Below are 22957 nucleotides of genomic sequence, written 5' to 3'. Positions count from 1 at the left end.
GAACTGAATCGGACCACCGGCCGATTTTCTTGTACCGAACACAACCACTTGTACAACTCACTGCCGCGATATGGCGGCCAAGGATCTGCCGTGGGCAAAACAATCATCCTGACCGGAAAAGCCGTCGTGAACTTCCGCAAGGTTATGGAGGACGTGCCTGATGATGAGGTCCAGGACCTGGTAAGCATGGCCGACACCAGGGAGGACCAGATCACCGAAGACGACCTGCTCGACATCGAGTGGATTCATGACGATGTGACGATTGAGGTGAAGGAATGACCCGCCTCGCCCTCTGCCTCCTGTTGCTGGCCACCGGCGCCAGCGCAACCGAACTGCCGGCTGGCGTTTCGACCTTCGAAGACAAGCCGCGAGGCGTCGTCTGCTACGTCATGAGGTCGCTTGGCAATGACGCAATCAGCTGCGTGAAGGTCTGGCTACCGCAAGTGGCCGGAAACGAGCGCCAGCTCTCCCCGCACGAAACCCAACCCGAACCTACACCCGCTCTGGCGCCTGGGCGCTGGATTGATGAGAGGTATCAGCTGTGACGGAACTCGAAGAATTGCTGCTGGCCGCCAAGGCCGCCGGGCTTGAAGTTGAGCCGTGCACCTGCAGAGACCCGAAATGGCCGCTGCGCATCAAGGGGCAGTCGGGCACCCGGGCGCATTGGAACCCTAACATCAACGATGGCGACGCTTTCAAGCTGGCCATTGACCTAGGAATGCAAGTCAACGTCGAAGGCTCTGGCGAGGATGAGGCCGTCTGGGCTGACGACACCATGATCTGGGTGAACAGCGAGTACGCCCAGGGTGATCGCCGGAAGGCTGCGCGCACGGCCATTGTCAGCGTTGCCGCCCAGCGCGGGGAAAAAATGCCATGACCGACCTGATCGAAGTGAAGACGGCCGACCTGACCGGCGAGGCCTTGGGATGGGCAGTCGGCAAGGCTGAAGGCCTGGACCTGCAGCTGGCCCCGCCCAGCTATAACGGCGTGCCGTGGCGCGTGTTCGCGCGGTACCAGGGCCAGGCGATCGAGCACACCAAGCGCTACAACCCGTGGGAGGACTGGGCGCTGGCTGGCCTGCTTTTGGATAAGCACCGTATCAGCCTGATCTACGCCTTCGAAGAGTATGAGGCTCTGATTGGTATGACCGGAAGCGGAGACCACCCAAGCTCAACCATCGCGGTATGCCGCGCCATCGTCGCCACGAAGATCGGCGATACCGTCCAGGTGCCGAAGGAGCTGATGCAATGACCGAAGTTCACCGTTACAAAGCCGTCAAGATGCTTTCCGAGGCCGGAAACCTCATCAGCTACGAACCTCACGGCCCTTATGTCGTGATGGCTGAAGCCTACGACAAGCTCAAGGCCGAGAACGAGGCGCTGCGCAAGGACGCCGAGCGGTACCGCGTCCTCCGCCAAGCAGACGTCGACACAATCCATAACGGCGGCCTATTCGCCGGCCTGACGCCCGACAACATCGTAATTAACGGTCACGACCTGGATCGGCGCACCGACGCCGTGATCGCAGCACGCAAGGAGGTGCAGCCATGATCGCCCTCGCCTACATGGCCTACCTGATCTACCGAGGCCCGCGATGAAGGGCCTGGTCTGCGGCTGGGGAGTAAATGACGCCGACTATCAGATACAAGTGCGCAAGCCGTACTGGGCGGATGGCAAGAAGAAATACAAGTCGACGTTCAACTGTCCGTATTACAGGACCTGGCTCAGGATGCTGGAGAGGTGTCACACCGAAACCTATCACCTATATCACCCTTCCTACCGTGGCACATCTGTGTGCGAGGACTGGAAATACTTCATGAGCTTCAGGTCTTGGATGGAGCGCCAGTCTTGGTATGGAAACGAGCTCGACAAGGACATCCTCGGCGACGGCACGCTGTACTCACCGGATACGTGCTGCTTTGTTCCTAGGAGCGTGAACATGTTCTGGAACAAGACTGGCGAGCGTGGTTGCGGCCTGGTGGGCGCGAGCTTCCACAATGCCTCTGGGAGATTTAGGGCTCAGTGCAAGATCGACGACCAAAACGTCGCGCTCGGATACTTCAACACAGAACTTGAAGCCCATCGAGCCTGGGTTGCCGCTAAGGAAAAAGCCATGACCATCCTGATCAGCCGCTTCAGCCTGGAGCCGAGAGTGGTCGAAGGCATGCACCGCAAGCTGAAGCAGTTCCAGGCCCGTCTCGCAGCCTGATCACCACTCACAAATATCAACTACTCAAGCCCGCCGACATGCGCGGGCATGGAGAGACTCATGCTCAATTTCCTGACCCGCTTGTTCAAGCGTAAGAAGACGCCGGAGAAGCGCCCGGTCTTCGGCTCGACCGGTTTCGCGCGCGGCCATAGCCCGGCAGCCGGTCGGCAAGATCCGATGCTTGATCCGCTCAACCCGTTGAGCCCAGTCAGCCCGCTACATCCCACCTACCAGGTCGACAGCTATGAGCCGTCGCGTTCAAGCAGTCCGTGTTCGAGCCGCGACTACAGCAGCTACGACAGCGGCAGCAGTTACTTGTCGAGCGATAGCAGCAGTTCCAGCGATAGCGGCTCCAGCTCGAGCAGCTGCGACTGACCACCAACCTGCCGCAACCGGCGGCGTGGAGACCATCCATGAACCTGATCGACTGCTACGTCACGAAGATCCTCGGCGAGCCGTACCGCAAGTTCGGCGCCTGGTGGGTCGACGTCGAATACAACAGCTGGGGCAGCACCAGCAAGACCAAGCTCATGTTCCGCACCTAGGAAGCCGCCAAGGCGGCGAAGGTCGGGCACCACTTCTTGGCCTGACCCTTCTATATAAAGGAGACACCCATGCGACCCGCAGAAAACATCGACCGCTTCCTGCGCCTCGACGAGGTGCTGCACGTGACCGGCATTGGCCGTAACACCGTCTATCGCAGAATCCGTGAAGGCACCTTCCCAAAACAGGTTAAGATAGGCCCCAATTCGGTTGCCTGGCGCCAGTCGGACATCACCCAGTGGATGACCTCTTTCGACCCCAGCGACGACCAATCAGTACATTGAGCAGTACATTGAAACGCCAATTTCCGCTCAAGCCCTTATCCCACCAGCTATACAGGTCCACCAGTGGAAATCTTCAAGGAATTCACATTCGAATCGGCCCACCGCCTGCCGCACGTCCCTGCCGGGCACAAATGCGGTCGCCTGCACGGCCACTCGTTCAAGGTCGGCCTGCACCTGACCGGCCCGCTCGACCCGCACACCGGCTGGATCCGCGACTTCGCCGAGATCAAGGCGGTCTTCAAGCCGATCTACGAGCAACTGGACCACAACTACCTGAACGACATCCCGGGCCTGGAAAACCCTACCAGCGAAGTGATCGCCAAGTGGATCTGGGACCAGGTCAAGCCGCTGCTGCCGGAACTGTCGAAGGTGCGCATCCACGAAACCTGCACCAGCGGTTGCGAATATACCGGCGACTGATTTGGTAAACGCACCAGCCCATTCGCGGGCAATGCCCGCGAAGAGGCCGGCAGCTTCCCCAACAAAGCTTCAGCCCTGCCCCGCCTCCAAGGCATCGCGCAGGAAACCGGGGGCGATGTAGCGCTGGTAATGCGCCTCGGACAGCAGGAAGAACTCGCGGTCGATGGCGTCGCGCAACTGCGGCAGTTCCCAGTCGCGAAACTCCGGCAACAGCACCATGCCATAGGCTTCCAGGTCACGGATCATCCGCGCCCCGCGGGCAATCAGCTGGTACGCCCAGCAATATTCCGACTGCTGCTCGACAAAGCGGATGGAACGCTGCTCCAGTTGCTGGCGCAGCAAACCTTTGTCGAACACCTCCAGCTTGGCCATCATCACCTGCACCAGCAGCTGCTCCAGGCGCAGCCACACGGCGCGCTTCTGCGCATCGTCGTAGCCGTTCCAGCTGATCACTTCGTGGTGAAACCGCTTGCAGCCACGGCAAACCGTGTCTCCGTAAACCGTGGAGCACAGGCCGACACAAGGGGTCTTGATGGACTTGTTGGACATGAAAAACAACAGCTTGGCGATGGAACACGAACCCATGTTAGCCCTTTGTCTAACCAGGGTCACTCGTTAAAGTCATCTTCGCCGCCTTACCTTCGGGCTTTTTTTGCCGTAGAATCATCCCGCCTTTTCAAAGGCAACAATGTCCGTTGGAAGCTGTTTTCAAAGCGTCACGAGCACAGTTCATCCGGTAGAACGGCGTTGGCCCGGGCCATGCATCCCTCGCATGCCCGTGCCAGCCCTCATCAGCTCCCCGTTCTGCAGGCGTAAAACTTTGAAAGCAGCTTCTGTAAGGATTCTTTGCGACTCTGGCTGGGCGGCCCACAAAGCCGTGGCAGCGCATGGGTGCATTGAATGCTGGATGAGCGTCCCGGACCCCCTTTAGGGACCACTGATGAGGGAAATAACTGTGCTTGAAGCCTACCGCAAACACATCGAAGAGCGTGCCGCCCTGGGTATCGTGCCCCAGCCGCTGAACGCCGAACAAACTGCAGGCCTGGTCGAGCTGCTGAAAAACCCGCCGGCCGGCGAAGAAGCCTTCCTCGTAGACCTGATCACCCACCGCGTACCGCCAGGGGTCGACGAAGCTGCCTATGTCAAGGCCGCTTTCCTCTCCGCCGTCGCCAAAGGCGAAGCCAAGTCGCCTCTGATCGACCGCAAGCACGCCACCGAACTGCTGGGCACCATGCAGGGCGGCTACAACATCGAAACGCTGGTCGCACTGCTGGATGACGCCGAACTGGGCGCCGTCGCGGCCGAACAGCTCAAGCACACCCTGCTGATGTTCGATGCCTTCCATGACGTGGCCGAAAAAGCCAAGGCCGGCAACGTTCACGCCAAGGCCGTGCTGCAATCCTGGGCTGCCGGCGAGTGGTTCACCTCGCGTCCGGCCATCGCCGACAAGTACACCCTGACCGTGTTCAAGGTGCCTGGCGAAACCAACACCGACGACCTGTCCCCTGCCCCGGACGCCTGGTCGCGCCCTGACATCCCGCTGCACGCACTGGCCATGCTGAAGATGGCCCGCGACGGCATCGAGCCGCAGCAGCCTGGTTCGGTCGGCCCGCTGGCCCAGATCGAAGCGGTCAAGGCCAAGGGTTACCCGGTTGCCTACGTCGGTGACGTGGTCGGTACTGGCTCTTCGCGCAAATCCGCCACCAACTCGGTGCTGTGGTTCTTCGGCGACGACATCCCGTACGTACCGAACAAGCGCGCCGGTGGTTTCTGCTTCGGTACCAAGATCGCCCCGATCTTCTACAACACTATGGAAGACGCCGGCGCCCTGCCGATCGAATTCGACTGCACCAACCTGGCCATGGGCGACGTCATCGACGTTTACCCGTTCAAGGGCGAAGTGCGCCGTAACGGCAGCGACGAACTGGTCACCACCTTCGAGCTGAAAACCGAAGTGCTGCTGGATGAAGTCCGCGCTGGCGGCCGTATCCCGCTGATCGTCGGCCGTGGCCTGACCGAGAAGGCCCGTGCCGAACTGGGCCTGGGCGCCTCCGACCTGTTCAAGAAGCCGGAGCAGCCTGCCGATTCGGGCAAGGGCTTCACCCTGGCACAGAAAATGGTCGGCCGTGCCTGCGGCCTGCCAGAAGGCCAGGGCGTGCGCCCAGGTGCCTACTGCGAGCCGAAGATGACCACCGTCGGTTCCCAGGACACCACTGGCCCGATGACCCGCGACGAGCTGAAAGACCTGGCGTGCCTGGGCTTCTCCGCTGACCTGGTGATGCAGTCGTTCTGCCACACCGCGGCCTATCCGAAGCCGATCGACGTCACCACCCACCACACCCTGCCAGACTTCATCCGCACCCGTGGCGGCGTGTCGCTGCGCCCGGGCGACGGCATCATCCACAGCTGGCTGAACCGCATGCTGATGCCTGACACCGTGGGTACCGGTGGCGACTCGCACACCCGCTTCCCGATCGGCATCTCGTTCCCGGCCGGTTCCGGCCTGGTGGCCTTCGCCGCCGCCACCGGCGTCATGCCGCTGGACATGCCAGAATCCGTGCTGGTGCGTTTCAAGGGCAAACTGCAGCCAGGCATCACCCTGCGTGACCTGGTCCACGCCATCCCTTACTACGCCATCCAGAAGGGCCTGCTGACCGTCGAGAAGAAGGGCAAGAAGAACATCTTCTCCGGCCGCATCCTCGAGATCGAAGGCCTGAACGAGCTGACCGTCGAGCAAGCCTTCGAGCTGTCCGACGCCTCTGCCGAGCGTTCCGCTGCCGGTTGCACCATCAAGCTGCCAGAGAAGGCCATCGCCGAGTACCTGCAGTCCAACATCACCCTGCTGCGCTGGATGATCGGCGAAGGCTACGGCGATGCCCGCACCCTGGAGCGCCGCGCCCAGGCCATGGAAGCCTGGCTGGCCAAGCCTGAGCTGCTGTCGGCCGACGCCGATGCCGAATACGCCGAGATCATCGAAATCGACCTGGCCGAAGTGAAAGAGCCTGTGCTCTGTGCACCGAACGACCCGGACGATGCCCGCCTGCTGTCTTCGGTACAGGGCGAGAAGATCGACGAAGTGTTCATCGGCTCGTGCATGACCAACATCGGCCACTTCCGCGCTGCCGGCAAGCTGCTGGACAAGGTCAAGGGCGGTATCCCGACCCGTCTGTGGCTGGCTCCGCCAACCAAGATGGACGCTCACCAGCTGACCGAAGAAGGCTACTACGGCATCTACGGCAAGGCCGGCGCACGCATGGAAATGCCAGGCTGCTCGCTGTGCATGGGTAACCAGGCACGTGTGCAGACCGGTTCGACCGTGGTCTCCACCTCGACCCGTAACTTCCCGAACCGTCTGGGCGACGCCACCAACGTGTACCTGGCATCGGCCGAGCTGGCCGCTGTCGCTTCGATCATCGGCAAGCTGCCGACCGTTGAAGAGTACATGCAGTACGCGAAGGACATCGACAGCATGGCTGCCGACGTTTACCGCTACCTGAGCTTCGACCAGATCGCCGAGTTCCGCGAAGCGGCAGCCAACGCCAAGATCCCGGTGGTTCAGGCGTAAGCTGAGTTGTAAGATGTAAAAGAAAGCCCCGGCAGAAATGTCGGGGCTTTCTTGTTTTGCCCGCACCAGCCGAGATCCCTGTAGGAGCAGCCTTGCGCTGCGAAGAGGCCAGCAAGGCGACAGACTCTCCTGAGCTTTAATGGCCTCTTCGCACCGCAAGGCTGCTCCTACAGGGGTTGCACAGGCCTTGAGCGCTGTGCAGGCCGACTCAGATCACGAACAGGTCGACAAACCTGTGCACCGCCATCTGCTCCAGCTTCTGCTGGTCCTTGCACACATCCACGATCTCCCCACACCGCTGCCGCGCAAAGCGCGTCGCCAGGTTTTCCCTGAACTTGGCCTCCAGCAACGGTATGCCCTCCCCTCGCCGCCGGCGATGCCCGATCGGGTATTCCACCACCACCTGCTCGGTACTGCTGCCATCCTTGAAGAACACTTGCAGTGCGTTGGCGATCGAGCGCTTGTCCGCCTCCAGGTACTCACGGCTGAAGCGCGGGTCTTCAACCACCTCCATCTTCTCGCGCAGGCGGTCGATGCTTGGGTGATTGGCATGGAAGGCATCTTCATAATGCTCGGCCACCAGATGACCGAAAATCAGCGGCACTGCCACCATGTACTGCAGGCAGTGGTCGCGGTCAGCGGCATTGGCCAGCGGACCGCTCTTGGAAATGATGCGGATCGCCGACTCCTGGGTGGTGATGACGATACGGTCGATTTCGTGCAGGCGGTTACGCACCAGTGGGTGGAGGGCTACCGCCGCCTCGCAGGCAGTCTGAGCGTGGAACTCGGCGGGGAAACTGACCTTGAACAGCACGTTTTCCATCACGTAGCTACCCAGGGCTTGCGGCAGGCGCAGCTCTTGCTGCTCGGACGGCTTGAGCGCCAGGTCCTTGTTGGTGTGGCTGAACAGCACATCGTAGAAGCCCCACTGCGGCGCGGTGAGCACGCCAGGCACGCCCATCTCGCCACGCAGGGCGATATCGGCCAGGCGCACGCCACGGCTGGAAGCGTCACCAGCGGCCCACGATTTGCGCGAGCCAGCGTTGGGTGCATGGCGGTAGGTACGCAGCGCCTGGCCGTCGACGAAGGCATGGGAAAGAGCGCTCAGCATCTGCTCACGGTTGGCCCCCATCAGCCTCGCACACACCGCGGTTGAGGCCACCTTGACCAGTATCACGTGGTCGAGGCCAACGCGGTTGAAGGCGTTTTCCAGCGCCATCACGCCCTGAATCTCGTGAGCCATGACCATGGCTTCGAGCACATCACGCATCAGCAGCGGTGCCTCACCTGCGGCCACGTGCTTCTGCGACAGGTGATCGGCAACGGCCAGGATGCCGCCAAGGTTATCCGAGGGGTGGGCCCATTCGGCGGCCAGCCAGGTATCGTTGTAGTCCAGCCAGCGCACCGTGCAGCCGATGTCCCAGGCAGCCTTGACCGGGTCGAGGCGGTAGGCGGTGCCGGGCACGCGGGCGCCGTTGGGCACCACGGTGCCTTCCACCTGGGGGCCTAACAACTTGGTGCATTCGGGGAAGCGCAGGGCCAGCAGGCCGCAGCCGAGGGTATCCATCAGGCAGTTGCGCGCGGTATCCAGGGCTTCGGCGGATTCGACCCGGTACGTGAGGGCGTAATCGGCGAGGGTTTGCAGCACCCGGTCATAGTCTGGGCGGGCGTTGAGGTCTACGTTGGCGCTCATATCCAGCTCCCTTCAGAATTGCCGGGGCTGCTTTGCAGCCCTTCGCGACACAAGGCCGCTCCTACAGGTACCGCGCACACCGTGTAGGAGCGGGCTTGCCCGCGAAGGGGCGCAAAGCGGCCCCAACGAACTAAAGCCGAGCGCCAGTGGTGCGTTAGAAGCTATCGCCAGGCACGCGAACCCAGCCCTCCATCAGCACGCGAGCACTGCGGCTCATGATTGCCTTGGTCACTGTCCATTCACCATTCACCTGGCGCGCCTCGGCCCCCACCCGCAGGGTGCCCGAGGGGTGGCCGAAACGCACGGCGCTGCGCTCGCCCCCGCCTGCGGCGAGGTTGACCAGCGTGCCCGGAATGGCCGCCGCGGTACCGATGGCCACCGCGGCCGTCCCCATCATTGCATGGTGCAGCTTGCCCATCGACAAGGCCCGTACCAGCAGGTCGATATCACCTGCCTGCACCGCTTTGCCACTGGACGCAGTGTAGGTGCTCGGCGGCGCGACGAAAGCCACTTTCGGCGTGTGCTGACGCCCGGCAGCCTGGTCGACGTTGTCGATCAGGCCCATGCGCACGGCGCCATGGGCGCGAATCGTCTCGAAGCGCAGCAGCGCCTGCGAGTCACCGTTGATGGCGTCCTGCAGTTCGGTGCCGGTGTAGCCGATATCCGCCGCATTGACGAAGATGGTCGGGATGCCGGCATTGATCAGGGTCGCCTTGAACGTACCGACACACGGCACCTCGAGGTCATCGACCAGGTTGCCGGTGGGGAACATCGCCCCGCCGTCGCCATCTTCATCGGCCGCCGGATCTAAGAATTCCAGCTGCACCTCGGCGGCCGGGAAGGTCACCCCGTCCAGCTCGAAGTCGCCGGTTTCCTGCACTTCACCTTCGGTGATCGGCACATGGGCGATGATGGTCTTGCCGATGTTGGCCTGCCAGATGCGCACGGTGGCGATGCCATTGCGCGGAATGCGCGCCGGGTCGACCAGGCCGCTGCTGATGGCGAACGAACCGACCGCGGCGGAGAGGTTGCCGCAGTTACCGCTCCAGTCGACGAAGGCCTTGTCGATGCTGACCTGGCCGAACAGATAGTCGACGTCGTGCTCAGGCTTGATGCTCTGCGACAGGATCACGGTCTTGCTGGTGCTCGAAGTGGCACCGCCCATGCCGTCGATCTGCTTGCCGTAAGGGTCGGGGCTGCCGATCACCCGCAGCAGCAGTGCGTCGCGGGCCGGGCCGGGGATCTGCGCCTGCTCGGGCAGGTCTTGCAGGCGGAAGAACACGCCTTTGCTGGTGCCGCCACGGATGTAGGTGGCGGGGATTTTTACTTGCGGTACATGAGCCATGGATGTGCTGTCCTGTCTGATAGGCATAAAAACCCGGGGCTGCCATGCAGCCCATCGCCGGCAAGCCAGCTCCCACAGGAACCCAGCTGGCTGCAGGATGTGCAATCCCTGTGGGAGCTGGCTTGCCGGCGATGGGCCGCAAAGCGGCCCCCTGCAATTAGGCGGTCGCTTCGAGGAAGTCCTGGGCGAAGCGTTGCAGCACCCCGCCAGCCTCGTAGATCGACACTTCCTCGGCGGTGTCCAGGCGGCAGGTCACCGGTACCTCCAGACGCTCGCCGTTGGCGCGGGTAACCACCAGGGTCAGCGTCGCCCGCGGCGTGCGCGCGCCCAGCACGTCATAGGTCTCGCTGCCGTCCAACCCGAGGGTCTTGCGGTCGGTGCCCGGCTTGAACTCCAGCGGCAGTACGCCCATGCCCACCAGGTTGGTACGGTGAATACGCTCGAAGCCTTCAGCGACGATCGCCTCGACACCGGCCAGGCGCACACCCTTAGCCGCCCAGTCACGGGACGAACCCTGGCCGTAGTCGGCACCGGCGACGATGATCAGCGGCTGCTTGCGCTCCATGTAGGTCTCGATCGCCTCCCACATGCGGGTGACCTTGCCTTCCGGCTCGATACGCGCCAGCGAGCCCTGCTTCACGCTGCCGTCTTCCTTGCGCACCATTTCGTTGAACAGCTTGGGGTTGGCAAAGGTGGCGCGCTGGGCGGTCAGGTGGTCGCCACGGTGGGTAGCGTAAGAGTTGAAGTCCTCCTCCGGCAGGCCCATCTTCGCCAGGTACTCGCCGGCAGCGCTGTCGAGCATGATGGCGTTGGACGGCGACAGGTGGTCGGTGGTGATGTTGTCCGGCAGCACTGCCAGCGGGCGCATGCCGCGCAGGGTCCGTTCACCGGCCAAGGCACCCTCCCAGTACGGTGGGCGGCGGATGTAGGTGCTCATCGGGCGCCAGTCATACAACGGCGCCACCTTCGGCCCACGGTCTTCCTCGATGGCGAACATCGGGATGTACACCTTGCGGAACTGCTCCGGCTTGACCGCAGCACGTACCACGGCGTCGATTTCTTCGTCGCTGGGCCAGATATCCTTGAGGCGGATTTCCTTGCCATCGACCACGCCCAGTACATCCTTCTCGATGTCGAAGCGAATGGTACCGGCGATGGCGTAGGCCACTACCAGTGGCGGCGAAGCGAGGAAGGCCTGCTTGGCATACGGGTGGATGCGCCCGTCGAAGTTGCGGTTGCCCGACAGCACGGCAGTGGCGTACAGGTCACGGTCGATGATCTCTTGCTGGATCACCGGGTCCAGGGCACCGGACATGCCGTTGCAGGTGGTACAGGCGAAGGCGACGATGCCAAAGCCGAGCTGCTCAAGCTCCTTCTCCAGCCCGGCTTCTTCCAGGTACAGCTGCACGGCCTTGGAACCAGGCGCCAGCGACGACTTGACCCACGGCTTGCGGGCCAGCCCCAGTTTGTTGGCATTGCGCGCCAGCAGGCCTGCGGCAATCACGTTGCGCGGGTTGCTGGTGTTGGTGCAGCTGGTGATGGCAGCAATGATCACCGCGCCATCTGGCATCTGCCCTGGCACTTCTTCCCAGCTGCCAGCGATGCCTTTGGCCGCCAGGTCGCTGGTGGCGACGCGGGCATGCGGGTTGGACGGGCCGGCCATGTTGCGCACCACGCTCGACAGGTCGAAGCTCAGCGTGCGCTCGTAGACTGCACCGCCCAGGCTGTCGGCCCACAGGCCGGTGGCCTTGGCATAGGTTTCCACCAGCTTGACCTGTTGCTCTTCGCGACCGGTCAGGCGCAGGTAGTCGATGGTCTGCTGGTCGATGGCGAACATCGCCGCAGTGGCGCCATATTCCGGGGCCATGTTGGAAATGGTGGCGCGGTCGCCCAGGGTCAGGGCACGTGCACCCTCGCCGTGGAACTCCAGGTAGGCGCCGACGACTTTCTGCTTGCGCAGGAATTCGGTCAGGGCCAGCACCAGGTCGGTGGCGGTGATGTTCGGCGCCAGCTTGCCGGTCAGCTCGACGCCGACGATTTCCGGCAGGCGCATCCACGAGGCACGGCCGAGCATCACGTTCTCGGCCTCCAGGCCACCCACGCCGATGGCAATCACGCCCAGGGCGTCGACATGCGGGGTGTGGCTGTCGGTGCCGACGCAGGTATCCGGGTAGGCCACGCCACGGTCGTTGTGGATCACCGGCGACATCTTCTCCAGGTTGATCTGGTGCATGATGCCGTTGCCCGGCTGGATCACGTCGACGTTCTTGAACGCCTTCTTGGTCCAGTTGATGAAATGGAAGCGGTCTTCGTTGCGGCGGTCTTCGATGGCGCGGTTCTTTTCGAAGGCCTGCGGGTCGAAACCACCGCACTCGACGGCCAGCGAGTGGTCGACGATCAGCTGCACCGGCACCACAGGGTTGACCTGGGCCGGGTCGCCGCCTTTGTCGGCAATGGCGTCACGCAGGCCGGCGAGGTCGACCAGTGCAGTCTGGCCGAGAATGTCGTGGCACACCACGCGGGCCGGGAACCACGGGAAGTCGAGGTCGCGCTTGCGCTCGATCAGCTGGCCCAGCGAGGCGTCGAGGGTAGCCGGGTCGCAGCGGCGCACCAGGTTCTCGGCGAGTACGCGAGAGGTGTAAGGCAGGCCATCGTAGGCGCCGGGCTTGATGGCCTCGACCGCCGCGCGGGCATCGAAGTAGTCCAGGTCGGTGCCTGGCAGGTGCTTGCGGAATGCAGTGTTCATATCGTTATCAGGCTCGGTCACGGTACGGTCGTGGATAGCTTTCTAGTTGCAGCCCTGTGTCAGCTGTTCCGGCCTCATCGCCGGCAAGCCGGCTCCCACAGGTATTGCACTGCTCCTGAGGCTGGTGCAGTCCCTGTGGGAGCCGGCTTGCCGGCGATGAGGCCGGAACAGACCCCCACAGGTACGGCCTGTCAGCGCTGTTCGATCGGCACGAACTGGCGCTGCTCGACGCCGACATACTCGGCGCTCGGGCGGATGATGCGGTTGTTGGCGCGCTGTTCGAAGACGTGCGCCGCCCAGCCGGTCAGGCGCGAGCAGACGAAGATCGGGGTGAACAGCTTGGTCGGGATGCCCATGAAGTGGTACGCCGAGGCGTGGTAGAAGTCGGCGTTGGGGAACAGGCGCTTCTGCTCCCACATGGTCTTGTCGATGGCTTCGGAGACCGGGTACAGCACCTTGTCACCGACTTCGTCGGCGAGCTGTTTCGACCAGCCCTTGATCACCTCGTTGCGCGGGTCGGACTCTTTGTAGATGGCATGGCCAAAGCCCATGATCTTGTCCTTGCGCTCGAGCATGCGCAGCAGCTCGGCAGTGGCTTCCTGCGGGCTCTGGAAGCGTTCGATCAATTCCATCGCCGCCTCGTTGGCACCGCCGTGCAGCGGGCCGCGCAGGGAGCCGATGGCAGCGGTGACGCAGGAGTACAGGTCGGACAGGGTCGAGGCACAGACGCGAGCGGTGAAGGTCGAGGCGTTGAACTCGTGCTCGGCGTAGAGGATCAGCGACACGTTCATGACCTTGACGTGCAGCTCGCTCGGCTTCTTGCCGTGCAGCAGGTGCAGGAAGTGGCCACCGAGGGTGTCTTCGTCGCTGGTGCAGTCGATACGCACGCCATCGTGGGTGAAGCGATACCAGTAGCACATCACCGCCGGGAACAGCGCCAGCAGGCGGTCGGTCTTGTCGCGCTGGGCCTCGAAGGTCAGTTCGGGCTCCAGGGTACCCAGCACCGAGCAACCTGTGCGCATCACGTCCATCGGGTGGGCGTCACGCGGGATGCGCTCGAGCACTTCCTTCAGGGCTTGCGGCAGGTCGCGCAGGCCCTTGAGCTTGCGCTTGTAGTCGGCCAGTTCGGCTTTGTTCGGCAGCTCGCCGTACAGCAACAGGTAGGCGACTTCCTCGAATTCGGCACCGGCTGCCAGGTCACGCACATCGTAACCGCGGTAGGTCAGCCCGGCACCGGCCTGGCCCACGGTCGACAGCGCGGTCTGGCCGGCCACCTGGCCGCGCAGGCCTGCGCCACTGAGTACTTTTGCTTCGGCCATGGTGTTTCTCCTTTCTTGAACTTGTTATGGATTCTTTCTGGCTAATTCGGGGGTGGCTGTATCGGCCCTATCGCCGGCAAGCCAGCTCCCACAATGTCCTGCACAGGGCTCGAACCTTGTGCGGTACCTGTGGGAGCCGGCTTGCCGGCGATGAGGCCCTCACAGGCTCAACCTTTTTTCTGGGCAAACAGCGCATCGAGGCTCTGCTCGAAGGCGTGGTAACCAATGGCATCGTAGAGCTCCATGCGGGTCTGCATGGTGTCGATCACGTTCTTCTGCGTGCCGTCGCGGCGCAGCGCGGTGTACACGTTCTCGGCTGCCTTGTTCATGGCGCGGAACGCCGACAGCGGGTACAGCACCAGCGACACGTCGACCGAGGCCAGCTCCTCGGTGGTGTACAGCGGCGTGGCGCCGAACTCGGTGATGTTGGCCAGGATCGGTGCCTTCACCCGGTCGGCGAAGGTCTTGTACATCTGCAGCTCGGTGATGGCTTCAGGGAAGATCATGTCGGCACCGGCCTCGACGCAGGCGGCGGCGCGGTCCAGGGCGGCGTTCAGGCCCTCCACGGCCAGGGCGTCGGTACGCGCCATGATCACGAAGCTGTCATCGGTACGGGCATCGACTGCGGCCTTGATGCGGTCGACCATTTCCTGCTGGCTGACGATTTCCTTGTTCGGGCGGTGGCCGCAGCGCTTGGCGCCAACCTGGTCCTCGATATGGATGGCGGCAGCGCCGAACTTGCTCATCGAGCGCACGGTACGGGCGACGTTGAAGGCAGAGGCACCAAAACCGGTGTCGACATCCACCAGCAGCGGCAGGTCGCACACGTCGGTGATGCGGCGCACATCGGTGAGTACATCGTCCAGGCCGCTGATGCCCAGGTCCGGCAGGCCCAGCGAACCGGCGGCGACGCCGCCACCGGACAGGTAGATGGCCTTGAAGCCGGCGCGCTTGGCCAGCAGGGCATGATTGGCATTGATGGCGCCAACCACCTGCAGCGGATGTTCAGCGGCAACGGCGTCGCGGAAACGCTGACCGGGGGTGCTCTTCACAGTCATTTCTCACCTCGTGGGCTGTTGTTGTGGGCGTCCAGATAGTGACGCTCGATATTGCGCTTGGACGCGCCGATGTGGCGGCGCATCAGAAGTTCGGCCAGCTCGCCGTCACGGTCGGCGATGGCATCGAGAATGCGGTGGTGTTCGGCAAAGGCCTGGCGCGGCCGGTTGGGCGTGGCGGAAAACTGGATGCGGTACATGCGCACCAGCTGGTACAGCTCGCCGCAGAGCATCTTGACCAGGGTCTGGTTACCGCTGCCCTGGATGATCCGGTAATGAAAGTCGTAGTCGCCTTCCTGCTGGTAATAGCCCAGGCCGGCCTGGAACGCGGCATCGCGCTCGTGGGTGTCGAGCACCCGGCGCAGTTCGTCGATGTCGGCCTGGCTCATGCGTTCGGCGGCCAGGCGGCAAGCCATGCCTTCCAGCGATTCGCGAATTTCGTACAGCTCGATCAGTTCGGCATGATTGAGCGACACCACCCGCGCCCCCACATGCGGCACGCGCACCAGCAGGCGCTGGCCTTCGAGGCGGTGGATGGCCTCGCGCAGCGGCCCGCGGCTGATGCCATAGGTACGCGCCAGCTCCGGCTCGGAAATCTTGCTGCCGGGGGCGATATCGCCCTTGACGATGGCCGCCTGGATGCGCCGGAAGACGTTTTCGGACAAGGTTTCCGTTTCGTCTGTCAGCACCGGGCTGGGGGTGGATAGGTCCTGCATATTGTCGACACCTTGAAAATCTCTTTGCCAGAAATTAGCGAATTAGACCGAAGCAGTCAAAGACAAAATCAATATTGTCGACAATCGTCTAAGAACGAACTAATGCCAGCCCGGTGCTGTCAGATCGCGCACCGCTGGCGTCAAGGCGCCGGCGTGATAGAATGCCGCGCCTCCGATGGAGTATGGATAGCCTGTCTGTCATCCATTCATGCTGTTGACAGATGAACGAGGAAGCTTGCGCAGTCGCTGCCAGTCGCCTTGCCCTGAACACGGCTCTGAACATGGCTTTGAAAACAGCCCCGAACCTTGCACTGCACCGCGCCAGGAATATGAGACTTACACCCGCATCATTGCTGCTCTGCCTCACCCTGCTGCCGGCCCTTGGCCAGGCCGCAGGCAAGACCGTGTACGGTCTCAACGAATATGCACGCCTGGGCGACCTGGACCTGGAAGTGGCCGCCAAGCTCGACACCGGCGCCAAGACCGCGTCGCTCAGCGCCCGCGACATCAAGCGTTTCAAGCGCAACGGCGAAAGCTGGGTGCGCTTCTACCTGGCCATCGACGCCGCCCATTCGCACCCTATCGAACGCCCGCTGGCACGCGTAAGCAAGATCAAGCGCCGGGCCGGCGACTATGATGCTGAATCGGGCAAGGCCTACACCGCGCGCCCGGTCATCGAACTTGAAATCTGCATGGGCCAGGCCATGCGCACCATCGAAGTCAACCTCACCGACCGCAGCGCCTTCCAGTTCCCGCTGCTGATCGGCTCCGAGGCGCTCAAGCACTTCGACGCGCTGGTCGACCCAAGCCTTAAATACGCGGCCGGCAAACCTGCCTGTGCCACCGACGCTCCCAAAGCAGAGTAATCCCGATGCGCTCTCTTACCCTCCATCTGAAAGTCCTGATCACCGTGCTGGTGCTGTTGGGCGTGGCGGTCACGGCTTATCAGATCTTCGTACTCGGCATCCCGGTAACCGAGGATGAAACCGACGACCTGTGGAACATCGACGCCAAGGTCGAGTTCGTGGCCAGCACCAAGGACCCGGTCAAGGTGCAGATGTTCGTGCCACCGCTGAACCGCGACTACGTCAGCCTCAACGAGAGCTTCATCTCCAACAACTACGGGGTGAGCGTCAACCGTGCCGACGGCAACCGCAAGGTTACCTGGTCGGCCCGCCGCGCCAGCGGCAACCAGACCCTCTACTACCGCCTGGTGCTGACCAAGCGCTACAGCAACGAGAAGACCACGGTCAAAGGCCCGACCTTCCGTGACAGCCTGGCAGTGGAAGGCCCCGAAAAGATCGCCGCCGAGGCCCTGATGGCGCCGATCCGCCAGCATTCGGCCGACGTCGAGACCTTCGTCAGCGAGACCATCAAGCGGGTCAACAACCTCAACGACGACAACGTCAAGCTTCTGCTGGCCGGCGACACCTCGGCCATGAAGAAGGCCCAGGTCATCGACCTGCTGCTGTCGATCGCCCACGTACCGATGGAGAAGGTGCACACCATCCGCCTGGTGGCCGACACCCCGCAAACCCCGGAACTGTGGCTGCGCAGCTTCAACGGTACCGACTGGCTGTACTTCAACCCGGACACCGGCGAGCAGGGCCTGCCCAGCGATCGCCTGCTGTGGTGGACCGGTGACGACAACCTGATCACCGTCGATGGCGGCAAGAAGGCCAACGTTACCTTCAGCATGAACAACAGCGAGATGAACGCCATCCGTCTGGCCAAGCTGACCGACGAGAATACCGACGCCGACTTCCTAGAATATTCGCTGTACGGCCTGCCGCTGCAGACCCAGCAAACCTTCATGATCATGGTGATGATCCCGATCGGTGTGCTGGTGATCCTGGTGCTGCGCAACCTGGTCGGCCTGCAGACACTGGGTACCTTCACCCCGGTACTGATCGCCCTGGCCTTCCGCGAGACCCAGCTGGGCTTCGGTATCGTGCTGTTCACGGTAATCACCGCCCTGGGCCTGTCGCTGCGCTCGTACCTGGAACACCTGAAGCTGCAGATGCTGCCACGCCTGTCTGTGGTACTGACCTTCGTCGTGGTGCTGATTGCCGCCATCAGCCTGTTCAGCCACAAGCTGGGCCTGGAGCGCGGGTTGTCGGTAGCGCTGTTCCCGATGGTGATCCTGACCATGACCATCGAGCGCCTGTCCATCACCTGGGAAGAGCGTGGCGGCGGCCATGCCATGAAAGTGGCCATCGGCACCCTGTTCGCCGCTTCCCTAGCGCACCTGTTGATGATGGTGCCGGAGCTGGTGTACTTCGTGTTCACCTTCCCGGCCGTGCTGCTGATCCTGGTGGGCTTCATGCTGGCAATGGGTCGCTACCGCGGCTACCGCCTGACCGAGCTCGTGCGCTTCAAGGCATTCCTGAAGAAGGCTGACGCCTGATGTTTGGCCTGATCAAGACGTGGAAAGCCCTGGAGGCCCGGGGCATCATGGGTATCAACCGGCGCAACGCGGACTACGTGCTGAAGTACAACAAGCGCCACCTGTACCCGATCGTCGACGACAAGATCATCACCAAGGAGCGCGCCCTGGCGGCCGGCATCCATGTGCCGGAAATGTACGGCATCATCGAGACCGAGAAAGAGATCGAGAAGCTCGACCAGATCATCGGCGGGCGCAACGATTTCGTCATCAAGCCGGCGCAGGGCGCTGGCGGTGACGGCATCCTGGTGATCGCCGACCGCTTCGAGGACCGTTACCGCACGGTATCGGGCAAGATCATCAGCCACGAGGAGATCGAACACCAGATCTCGAGCATCCTCACCGGCCTGTACTCCTTGGGCGGCCACCGCGACCGCGCACTGATCGAGTACCGGGTCACCCCCGACCAGATCTTCAAGAGCATCAGCTACGAAGGCGTGCCGGACATCCGCATCATCGTGCTGATGGGCTACCCGGTGATGGCCATGCTGCGCCTTCCGACCCGCCAGTCCGGCGGCAAGGCCAACCTGCACCAGGGCGCCATCGGCGTGGGTGTCGACCTGGCCACCGGCGTTACCCTGCGCGGCACCTGGCTGAACAACATCATCAGCAAGCACCCGGACACCACCAATGCGGTGGATGGCGTGCAGTTGCCGAACTGGGACGGTTTCATGAAGCTGGCGGCCGGCTGCTACGAGCTGTGCGGCCTGGGCTACATCGGTGTCGACATGGTGCTGGACCAGGACAAGGGGCCGCTGATCCTCGAACTCAACGCCCGCCCGGGCCTGAACATCCAGATCGCCAACGACTGCGGCCTGACCCAGCGCACCCACGCCATCGAGGCGCACCTGGAAGCGCTGGCCAAGGATGGCATCAGCGAAGATGCCGAACAGCGCGTGCGAGTATCGCAAGGTTTGTTCGGGCACGTGCATCCGCGCTAGCAACCCGGGGGGCCGCTTTGCGGCCCATTCGCAGCACAAGGCTGCTCCTACAGGTTTACGCTATCTCCTGCAGGAGCAGCCTTGTGCTGCGAATGGGCTGCAAAGCAGCCCCCCCGGCGCCAAACACAATGTTGAATGTCGCGCCCAGCGCTAGGCGCATTTCCTGCACAGGTCTACAATCGCTCTCCTCGCTTTTACATCGCCGTCCACACTGATGCCGACCTGTACGCTCCACCCCCTGCCCTACCAGCCCGACCCTGCCGCCTTTTTCGCCCGCCTGCGCCAGGCCCCCGGTGCGATCCTGCTGGACAGCGCCCGCCCCGGCGCCGAACGCGGGCGCTTCGACCTGCTCAGCGCCTGGCCGCTGCAACACCTGCAGGCGCAGCCCGACGAAGATGGCCGCACCTTCCTCCAGCGCCTGCGCGCCGGCCTGGCACAGCTGGGCCATGCGCAGTTGCCCGCAGGCAGCGAGCTGCCGTTTGCCGGCGGCCTGATCGGCTACCTGAGCTATGACTTCGGCCGCCGCCTGGAACACCTGCCCAGCCTGGCCGTGGACGACCTTGGCCTACCGGACGCGCAACTGGGGCTGTATGCCTGGGCGCTGGTGACCGACCACCAGTGCGCGACCAGCCAACTGGTGTTCCACCCGAGCCTGCCGGACAGCGAACGGGAACGCCTGATCGCCCTGTTCGAAGGTGTCGACAACGCGGAAAGCGGCAGCTTCCAGCTACTCGCGCCGATGGCCGGCGACCTGCAGCCCGAGCAGTACAAGGCCGCCTTTGACCAGGTGCAGCGCTACATCCAGGCCGGCGACTGCTACCAGATCAACCTTACCCAGCGCTTCCGCGCGCCCTGCCAGGGCGACCCGTGGCACGCTTACCAGGCCCTGCGCAAAGCCTGCCCCACCCCCTTCTCCGGCTACCAGCAACTGGCCGACGGCAGCGCCCTGCTGAGCTTTTCGCCCGAACGCTTCATCCGCGTCAGCCAGCGCCAGGTGGAAACCCGGCCGATCAAGGGCACCCGCCCGCGCGCCAGCAACCCGGCAGAAGACATGCGCAATGCCGAGGAACTGCTGCACAGCCCCAAGGATCGCTCGGAAAACCTGATGATCGTCGACCTGCTGCGCAACGACCTGGGGCGTACCTGCGAGATCGGCTCGGTGAAGGTGCCGGAGCTGTTCAGCCTGGAGAGCTACCCCAACGTGCACCACCTGGTCAGCAGCATCACCGGCCAGTTGGCCAGCGACAAGGACGCCCTTGACCTGATCGGCGACAGCTTCCCCGGCGGTTCGATCACCGGCGCGCCGAAGATCCGCGCCATGCAGATCATCGATGAACTGGAGCCGGTACGCCGGGCGCTGTACTGCGGCTCACTGCTCTACGTGGATGTGCGCGGCGAGATGGACAGCTCGATTGCCATTCGCAGCCTGCTGGTCAAGGGTGGGCAGGTCAGTTGCTGGGGCGGCGGCGCGGTGGTGGCCGACTCCGAGTGGCAGGCCGAATATGAAGAGTCGATTGCCAAGGTGCGGGTGTTGATGGAGACCTTGCAGGGCTTGTGATCGGCGACGCCTGCTTCGCGGGCTCGCCCGCACCCACAACTGGCAGATGTGTGCTGTACCTGTGGGAGCAGGCGCCACCGACTCCAGGCCCGCCTAACCCGGCATTTTTTGTTACCATCACCTCACTACGAGCGCACAGCGCCACAGCCAAGATGGAAACCGCCTGATGAGCCAACCCTTCGACGTCGCCGCCCTGGCCGCGACCTATGCCAACAAGTCCCCGCAGGACATCCTCAAGCTTGCCTTCGAGCACTTCGGTGATGACCTGTGGATCTCCTTCAGCGGCGCCGAGGACGTGGTGCTGGTGGACATGGCCTGGAAGCTGAACAAGCAGGTCAAGGTGTTCAGCCTCGACACCGGCCGCCTGCACCCGGAGACCTACCGGTTCATCGACCAGGTCCGCGAGCAGTACAACCTGCCGATCGAAATCCTCAGCCCCGACCGCGCCAAACTCGACCCGTTCGTCAAGGAAAAGGGCCTGTTCAGCTTCTACAAGGACGGCCACGGCGAGTGCTGCGGCATCCGCAAGATCGAGCCGCTGCGTCGCAAGTTGGCCACCGTTAGCGCCTGGGCCACCGGCCAGCGCCGCGACCAGAGCCCGGGCACCCGCAGCCAGGTGGCTGCAGTGGAAATCGACAGCGCGTTCTCCACGCCCGAACGCACCCTGTACAAGTTCAACCCACTGGCGCAGATGACCAGCGAGGAGGTGTGGGGTTATATCCGCATGCTGGAGCTGCCGTACAACAGCCTGCACGAGCGCGGCTTCATCAGCATCGGCTGCGAGCCCTGCACCCGCCCGGTGCTGCCAAACCAGCATGAGCGCGAAGGGCGTTGGTGGTGGGAAGAGTCGACGCAGAAGGAATGCGGGTTGCACGCGGGCAACCTGATCAGCAAGGCTTGAAATAGCCGGGGCTGTTTCACAGCCCATCGCGACACAAGGCCGCTCCTACAGGGGAATGTGATCTCCTGTAGGAGCGGCCTTGTGTCGCGATGGGCCGCAAAGCGGCCCCCTGCAATTCCGGATCAGTGCACCGGCAGCTCGACGCCTTCGAACAGATCTTCCAGCTCCTGTTTGTTATGGCACTGAATGGCCTTGGCCATCACTTCACGGGTCAGGTGCGGGGCGAACTTCTCAATGAAGTCGCACATGAAACCACGCAGGAAAGTGCCGCGGCGGAAGCCGATCTTGGTAATGCTGGCTTCGAACAGCTCGCTGGCATCCAGGGCCACCAGGTCGCTGTCGAGTTTGGTGTCCACCGCCATCTTGGCGACGATTCCCACGCCCAGCCCCAGGCGCACATAAGTTTTGATCACGTCGGCGTCAGCCGCGGTAAACACAACTTTCGGCGTGAGGCCGCGGTGGTTGAACGCTTCGTCCAGCTTCGAACGCCCGGTGAAACCGAACACGTAGGTAACGATCGGGTATTCGGCGACCGCTTCCAGGGTAAGCTTTGGCAGCTTGGTCAACGGATGGCCCTGCGGCACTACCACGCAGCGATTCCACTTGTAGCACGGCATCATGATCAGGTCGCCGAACAGCTCCAGCGCCTCGGTGGCGATGGCAAAGTCGACCGTACCGTCCGCAGCCATTTCGGCAATCTGCATGGGCGAACCCTGGTGCATGTGCAAGGACACTTCCGGGTACTGCTTGATGAAGTTGCTGATCACCGGCGGCAAGGCATAACGCGCCTGGGTGTGGGTGGTGGCGATGGACAGCGTGCCCTTCTTCTCGTTGGAGAACTCCTGGGCAATCTGCTTGATGCTTTCGACCTTGCGCAGGATTTCGCCGGCGGTATTGATGATGCGCTCACCGGCCGGGGTAACGCGGGTCAGGTGCTTGCCGCTGCGGGCAAAGACTTCAACACCCAGTTCATCCTCGAGCAGGCGGATCTGCTTGCTGATACCTGGCTGGGAGGTATACAGGCTCTGCGCCGTCGCGGAGACGTTGAGGTCATGGTGCGCCACTTCCCAGATGTAGCGCAGTTGTTGAAGCTTCATAGGTTTCCCTCGGTTCAGCGATGAGTCCGCGGCAGCAGGCGGCGACGATATATAACTATATTAGTGGTTCTGGAAATAAATCTAGAACTATTTTGTTACATACCACCCCGAAATGGCCTA

24 protein-coding genes are annotated in these 22957 nt (G+C 62.9%); 16 read left to right on the top strand and 8 right to left on the bottom strand.

Annotation, left to right across the window (positions count from 1 at the left end):
• Window positions 1–90: 90 nt before the first annotated feature.
• From GYA95_RS05625 to queD, 10 genes are all read left to right on the top strand, one after another.
• A complete protein-coding gene (locus GYA95_RS05625; protein ID WP_161551292.1) occupies window positions 91–279 on the top strand; it encodes a hypothetical protein in 189 nt (62 codons plus the stop codon).
• Complete coding sequence (locus tag GYA95_RS05620; RefSeq protein WP_161551291.1) at window positions 276–545, top strand: hypothetical protein; 270 nt, start codon at window positions 276–278, stop codon at window positions 543–545. Before GYA95_RS05625 ends, GYA95_RS05620 begins: the two co-directional genes overlap by 4 nt.
• The gene (locus GYA95_RS05615; protein WP_161551290.1) at window positions 542–877 is read left to right on the top strand and encodes a hypothetical protein; all 336 of its coding nucleotides are present in this window, start codon (window positions 542–544) and stop codon (window positions 875–877) included. Before GYA95_RS05620 ends, GYA95_RS05615 begins: the two co-directional genes overlap by 4 nt.
• Entirely contained in the window at window positions 874–1251 is a 378-nt protein-coding gene (locus GYA95_RS05610) for a phage protein NinX family protein (RefSeq protein WP_161551289.1), read from the top strand. The genes GYA95_RS05615 and GYA95_RS05610 overlap by 4 nt, the downstream gene beginning before the upstream one ends.
• Entirely contained in the window at window positions 1248–1550 is a 303-nt protein-coding gene (locus tag GYA95_RS27570) for a hypothetical protein (protein WP_170303991.1), read from the top strand. The genes GYA95_RS05610 and GYA95_RS27570 overlap by 4 nt, the downstream gene beginning before the upstream one ends.
• Window positions 1551–1593: 43 nt before the next feature.
• Complete coding sequence (locus GYA95_RS05605; RefSeq protein ID WP_161551288.1) at window positions 1594–2208, top strand: hypothetical protein; 615 nt, start codon at window positions 1594–1596, stop codon at window positions 2206–2208.
• A gap of 60 nt (window positions 2209–2268) precedes the next feature.
• Window positions 2269–2583 carry a hypothetical protein gene (locus GYA95_RS05600; RefSeq protein WP_161551287.1) on the top strand — a complete coding sequence of 105 codons (315 nt, stop codon included), beginning with the start codon at window positions 2269–2271 and terminating at the stop codon, window positions 2581–2583.
• Between the two features lie 38 nt (window positions 2584–2621).
• Entirely contained in the window at window positions 2622–2753 is a 132-nt protein-coding gene (locus tag GYA95_RS28130) for a hypothetical protein (protein WP_275101026.1), read from the top strand.
• A 69-nt stretch (window positions 2754–2822) separates the two neighbouring features.
• Window positions 2823–3035: a helix-turn-helix transcriptional regulator gene (locus tag GYA95_RS05595; RefSeq protein ID WP_054572450.1), complete on the top strand. Its 213-nt coding sequence runs from the start codon at window positions 2823–2825 to the stop codon at window positions 3033–3035.
• Between the two features lie 63 nt (window positions 3036–3098).
• Entirely contained in the window at window positions 3099–3455 is a 357-nt protein-coding gene (gene queD, locus GYA95_RS05590) for a 6-carboxytetrahydropterin synthase QueD (RefSeq protein ID WP_015269720.1), read from the top strand.
• A 69-nt stretch (window positions 3456–3524) separates the two neighbouring features.
• Here queD and GYA95_RS05585 read toward each other — a convergent pair whose 3' ends face one another.
• Window positions 3525–4004: a DUF1289 domain-containing protein gene (locus GYA95_RS05585; protein WP_015269719.1), complete on the bottom strand. Its 480-nt coding sequence runs from the start codon at window positions 4002–4004 to the stop codon at window positions 3525–3527.
• Window positions 4005–4410: 406 nt separating this feature from the next.
• Between GYA95_RS05585 and acnB the strand changes: the two genes are divergently transcribed.
• Window positions 4411–7020: a bifunctional aconitate hydratase 2/2-methylisocitrate dehydratase gene (acnB, locus tag GYA95_RS05580; RefSeq protein ID WP_015269718.1), complete on the top strand. Its 2610-nt coding sequence runs from the start codon at window positions 4411–4413 to the stop codon at window positions 7018–7020.
• Window positions 7021–7228: 208 nt separating this feature from the next.
• Here acnB and prpD read toward each other — a convergent pair whose 3' ends face one another.
• The 6 genes from prpD to GYA95_RS05550 all read right to left on the bottom strand — a co-directional run bounded on the left by prpD (window position 7229) and on the right by GYA95_RS05550 (window position 15894).
• Window positions 7229–8713, bottom strand: coding sequence for a 2-methylcitrate dehydratase (gene prpD / locus GYA95_RS05575; RefSeq protein ID WP_015269717.1), 1485 nt, complete (start codon window positions 8711–8713; stop codon window positions 7229–7231).
• Between the two features lie 154 nt (window positions 8714–8867).
• Window positions 8868–10058, bottom strand: a complete 1191-nt coding sequence (gene prpF / locus GYA95_RS05570) for a 2-methylaconitate cis-trans isomerase PrpF (RefSeq protein WP_015269716.1) — start codon at window positions 10056–10058, stop codon at window positions 8868–8870.
• A gap of 157 nt (window positions 10059–10215) precedes the next feature.
• Entirely contained in the window at window positions 10216–12804 is a 2589-nt protein-coding gene (acnD, locus tag GYA95_RS05565) for a Fe/S-dependent 2-methylisocitrate dehydratase AcnD (RefSeq protein ID WP_015269715.1), read from the bottom strand.
• A gap of 191 nt (window positions 12805–12995) precedes the next feature.
• Complete coding sequence (prpC, locus tag GYA95_RS05560) at window positions 12996–14123, bottom strand: bifunctional 2-methylcitrate synthase/citrate synthase (RefSeq protein WP_015269714.1); 1128 nt, start codon at window positions 14121–14123, stop codon at window positions 12996–12998.
• A 167-nt stretch (window positions 14124–14290) separates the two neighbouring features.
• Window positions 14291–15181 (bottom strand): methylisocitrate lyase, encoded by an 891-nt coding sequence (gene prpB, locus GYA95_RS05555; protein WP_003259689.1) that lies wholly within the window; start codon window positions 15179–15181, stop codon window positions 14291–14293.
• Complete coding sequence (locus GYA95_RS05550; protein WP_013971909.1) at window positions 15178–15894, bottom strand: GntR family transcriptional regulator; 717 nt, start codon at window positions 15892–15894, stop codon at window positions 15178–15180. The genes prpB and GYA95_RS05550 overlap by 4 nt, the downstream gene beginning before the upstream one ends.
• A gap of 329 nt (window positions 15895–16223) precedes the next feature.
• On the opposite strand from GYA95_RS05550, the gene rloA reads away from it, so the two are divergent.
• The 5 genes from rloA (at window position 16224) to GYA95_RS05525 (ending at window position 21740) form a co-directional block, all read left to right on the top strand.
• A complete protein-coding gene (rloA, locus tag GYA95_RS05545; RefSeq protein ID WP_023662146.1) occupies window positions 16224–16760 on the top strand; it encodes a retropepsin-like aspartic peptidase RloA in 537 nt (178 codons plus the stop codon).
• A gap of 5 nt (window positions 16761–16765) precedes the next feature.
• On the top strand, window positions 16766–18301 hold the full coding sequence (gene rloB, locus GYA95_RS05540; protein WP_013971908.1) for an osmotic stress tolerance membrane protein RloB: 1536 nt from the start codon (window positions 16766–16768) through the stop codon (window positions 18299–18301).
• Window positions 18301–19281 (top strand): alpha-L-glutamate ligase-like protein, encoded by a 981-nt coding sequence (locus GYA95_RS05535; protein ID WP_013971907.1) that lies wholly within the window; start codon window positions 18301–18303, stop codon window positions 19279–19281. Before rloB ends, GYA95_RS05535 begins: the two co-directional genes overlap by 1 nt.
• A 214-nt stretch (window positions 19282–19495) precedes the next feature.
• Window positions 19496–20839 (top strand): aminodeoxychorismate synthase component I, encoded by a 1344-nt coding sequence (gene pabB, locus GYA95_RS05530; RefSeq protein ID WP_015269713.1) that lies wholly within the window; start codon window positions 19496–19498, stop codon window positions 20837–20839.
• Window positions 20840–21005: 166 nt separating this feature from the next.
• Window positions 21006–21740 (top strand): phosphoadenylyl-sulfate reductase, encoded by a 735-nt coding sequence (locus GYA95_RS05525; RefSeq protein ID WP_015269712.1) that lies wholly within the window; start codon window positions 21006–21008, stop codon window positions 21738–21740.
• A gap of 122 nt (window positions 21741–21862) precedes the next feature.
• On the opposite strand, the gene cysB is transcribed toward GYA95_RS05525, so the two are convergent.
• A complete protein-coding gene (gene cysB / locus GYA95_RS05520; RefSeq protein ID WP_013971904.1) occupies window positions 21863–22837 on the bottom strand; it encodes an HTH-type transcriptional regulator CysB in 975 nt (324 codons plus the stop codon).
• Window positions 22838–22957: the final 120 nt, after the last annotated feature.

This window comes from Pseudomonas asiatica (assembly GCF_009932335.1).
Classification (GTDB): domain Bacteria; phylum Pseudomonadota; class Gammaproteobacteria; order Pseudomonadales; family Pseudomonadaceae; genus Aquipseudomonas; species Aquipseudomonas asiatica.
The sequence above is the reverse complement of the archived record's forward strand: the minus strand, read 5'-3'. Positions and strand labels throughout refer to the sequence as shown.

Coding starts and splice junctions, on each gene's coding strand:
- GYA95_RS05620 (WP_161551291.1), top strand. CDS start 276: ATGACCCGCCTCGCCCTCTGCCTCCTGTTGCTGGCCACCGGCGCCAGC.
- GYA95_RS05610 (WP_161551289.1), top strand. CDS start 874: ATGACCGACCTGATCGAAGTGAAGACGGCCGACCTGACCGGCGAGGCC.
- GYA95_RS27570 (WP_170303991.1), top strand. CDS start 1,248: ATGACCGAAGTTCACCGTTACAAAGCCGTCAAGATGCTTTCCGAGGCC.
- GYA95_RS05605 (WP_161551288.1), top strand. CDS start 1,594: ATGAAGGGCCTGGTCTGCGGCTGGGGAGTAAATGACGCCGACTATCAG.
- GYA95_RS05600 (WP_161551287.1), top strand. CDS start 2,269: ATGCTCAATTTCCTGACCCGCTTGTTCAAGCGTAAGAAGACGCCGGAG.
- GYA95_RS28130 (WP_275101026.1), top strand. CDS start 2,622: ATGAACCTGATCGACTGCTACGTCACGAAGATCCTCGGCGAGCCGTAC.
- GYA95_RS05595 (WP_054572450.1), top strand. CDS start 2,823: ATGCGACCCGCAGAAAACATCGACCGCTTCCTGCGCCTCGACGAGGTG.
- GYA95_RS05585 (WP_015269719.1), bottom strand. CDS start 4,004: ATGTCCAACAAGTCCATCAAGACCCCTTGTGTCGGCCTGTGCTCCACG.
- prpD (WP_015269717.1), bottom strand. CDS start 8,713: ATGAGCGCCAACGTAGACCTCAACGCCCGCCCAGACTATGACCGGGTG.
- prpF (WP_015269716.1), bottom strand. CDS start 10,058: ATGGCTCATGTACCGCAAGTAAAAATCCCCGCCACCTACATCCGTGGC.
- acnD (WP_015269715.1), bottom strand. CDS start 12,804: ATGAACACTGCATTCCGCAAGCACCTGCCAGGCACCGACCTGGACTAC.
- prpC (WP_015269714.1), bottom strand. CDS start 14,123: ATGGCCGAAGCAAAAGTACTCAGTGGCGCAGGCCTGCGCGGCCAGGTG.
- prpB (WP_003259689.1), bottom strand. CDS start 15,181: ATGACTGTGAAGAGCACCCCCGGTCAGCGTTTCCGCGACGCCGTTGCC.
- GYA95_RS05550 (WP_013971909.1), bottom strand. CDS start 15,894: ATGCAGGACCTATCCACCCCCAGCCCGGTGCTGACAGACGAAACGGAA.
- rloA (WP_023662146.1), top strand. CDS start 16,224: ATGAGACTTACACCCGCATCATTGCTGCTCTGCCTCACCCTGCTGCCG.
- rloB (WP_013971908.1), top strand. CDS start 16,766: ATGCGCTCTCTTACCCTCCATCTGAAAGTCCTGATCACCGTGCTGGTG.
- GYA95_RS05535 (WP_013971907.1), top strand. CDS start 18,301: ATGTTTGGCCTGATCAAGACGTGGAAAGCCCTGGAGGCCCGGGGCATC.
- pabB (WP_015269713.1), top strand. CDS start 19,496: ATGCCGACCTGTACGCTCCACCCCCTGCCCTACCAGCCCGACCCTGCC.
- GYA95_RS05525 (WP_015269712.1), top strand. CDS start 21,006: ATGAGCCAACCCTTCGACGTCGCCGCCCTGGCCGCGACCTATGCCAAC.
- cysB (WP_013971904.1), bottom strand. CDS start 22,837: ATGAAGCTTCAACAACTGCGCTACATCTGGGAAGTGGCGCACCATGAC.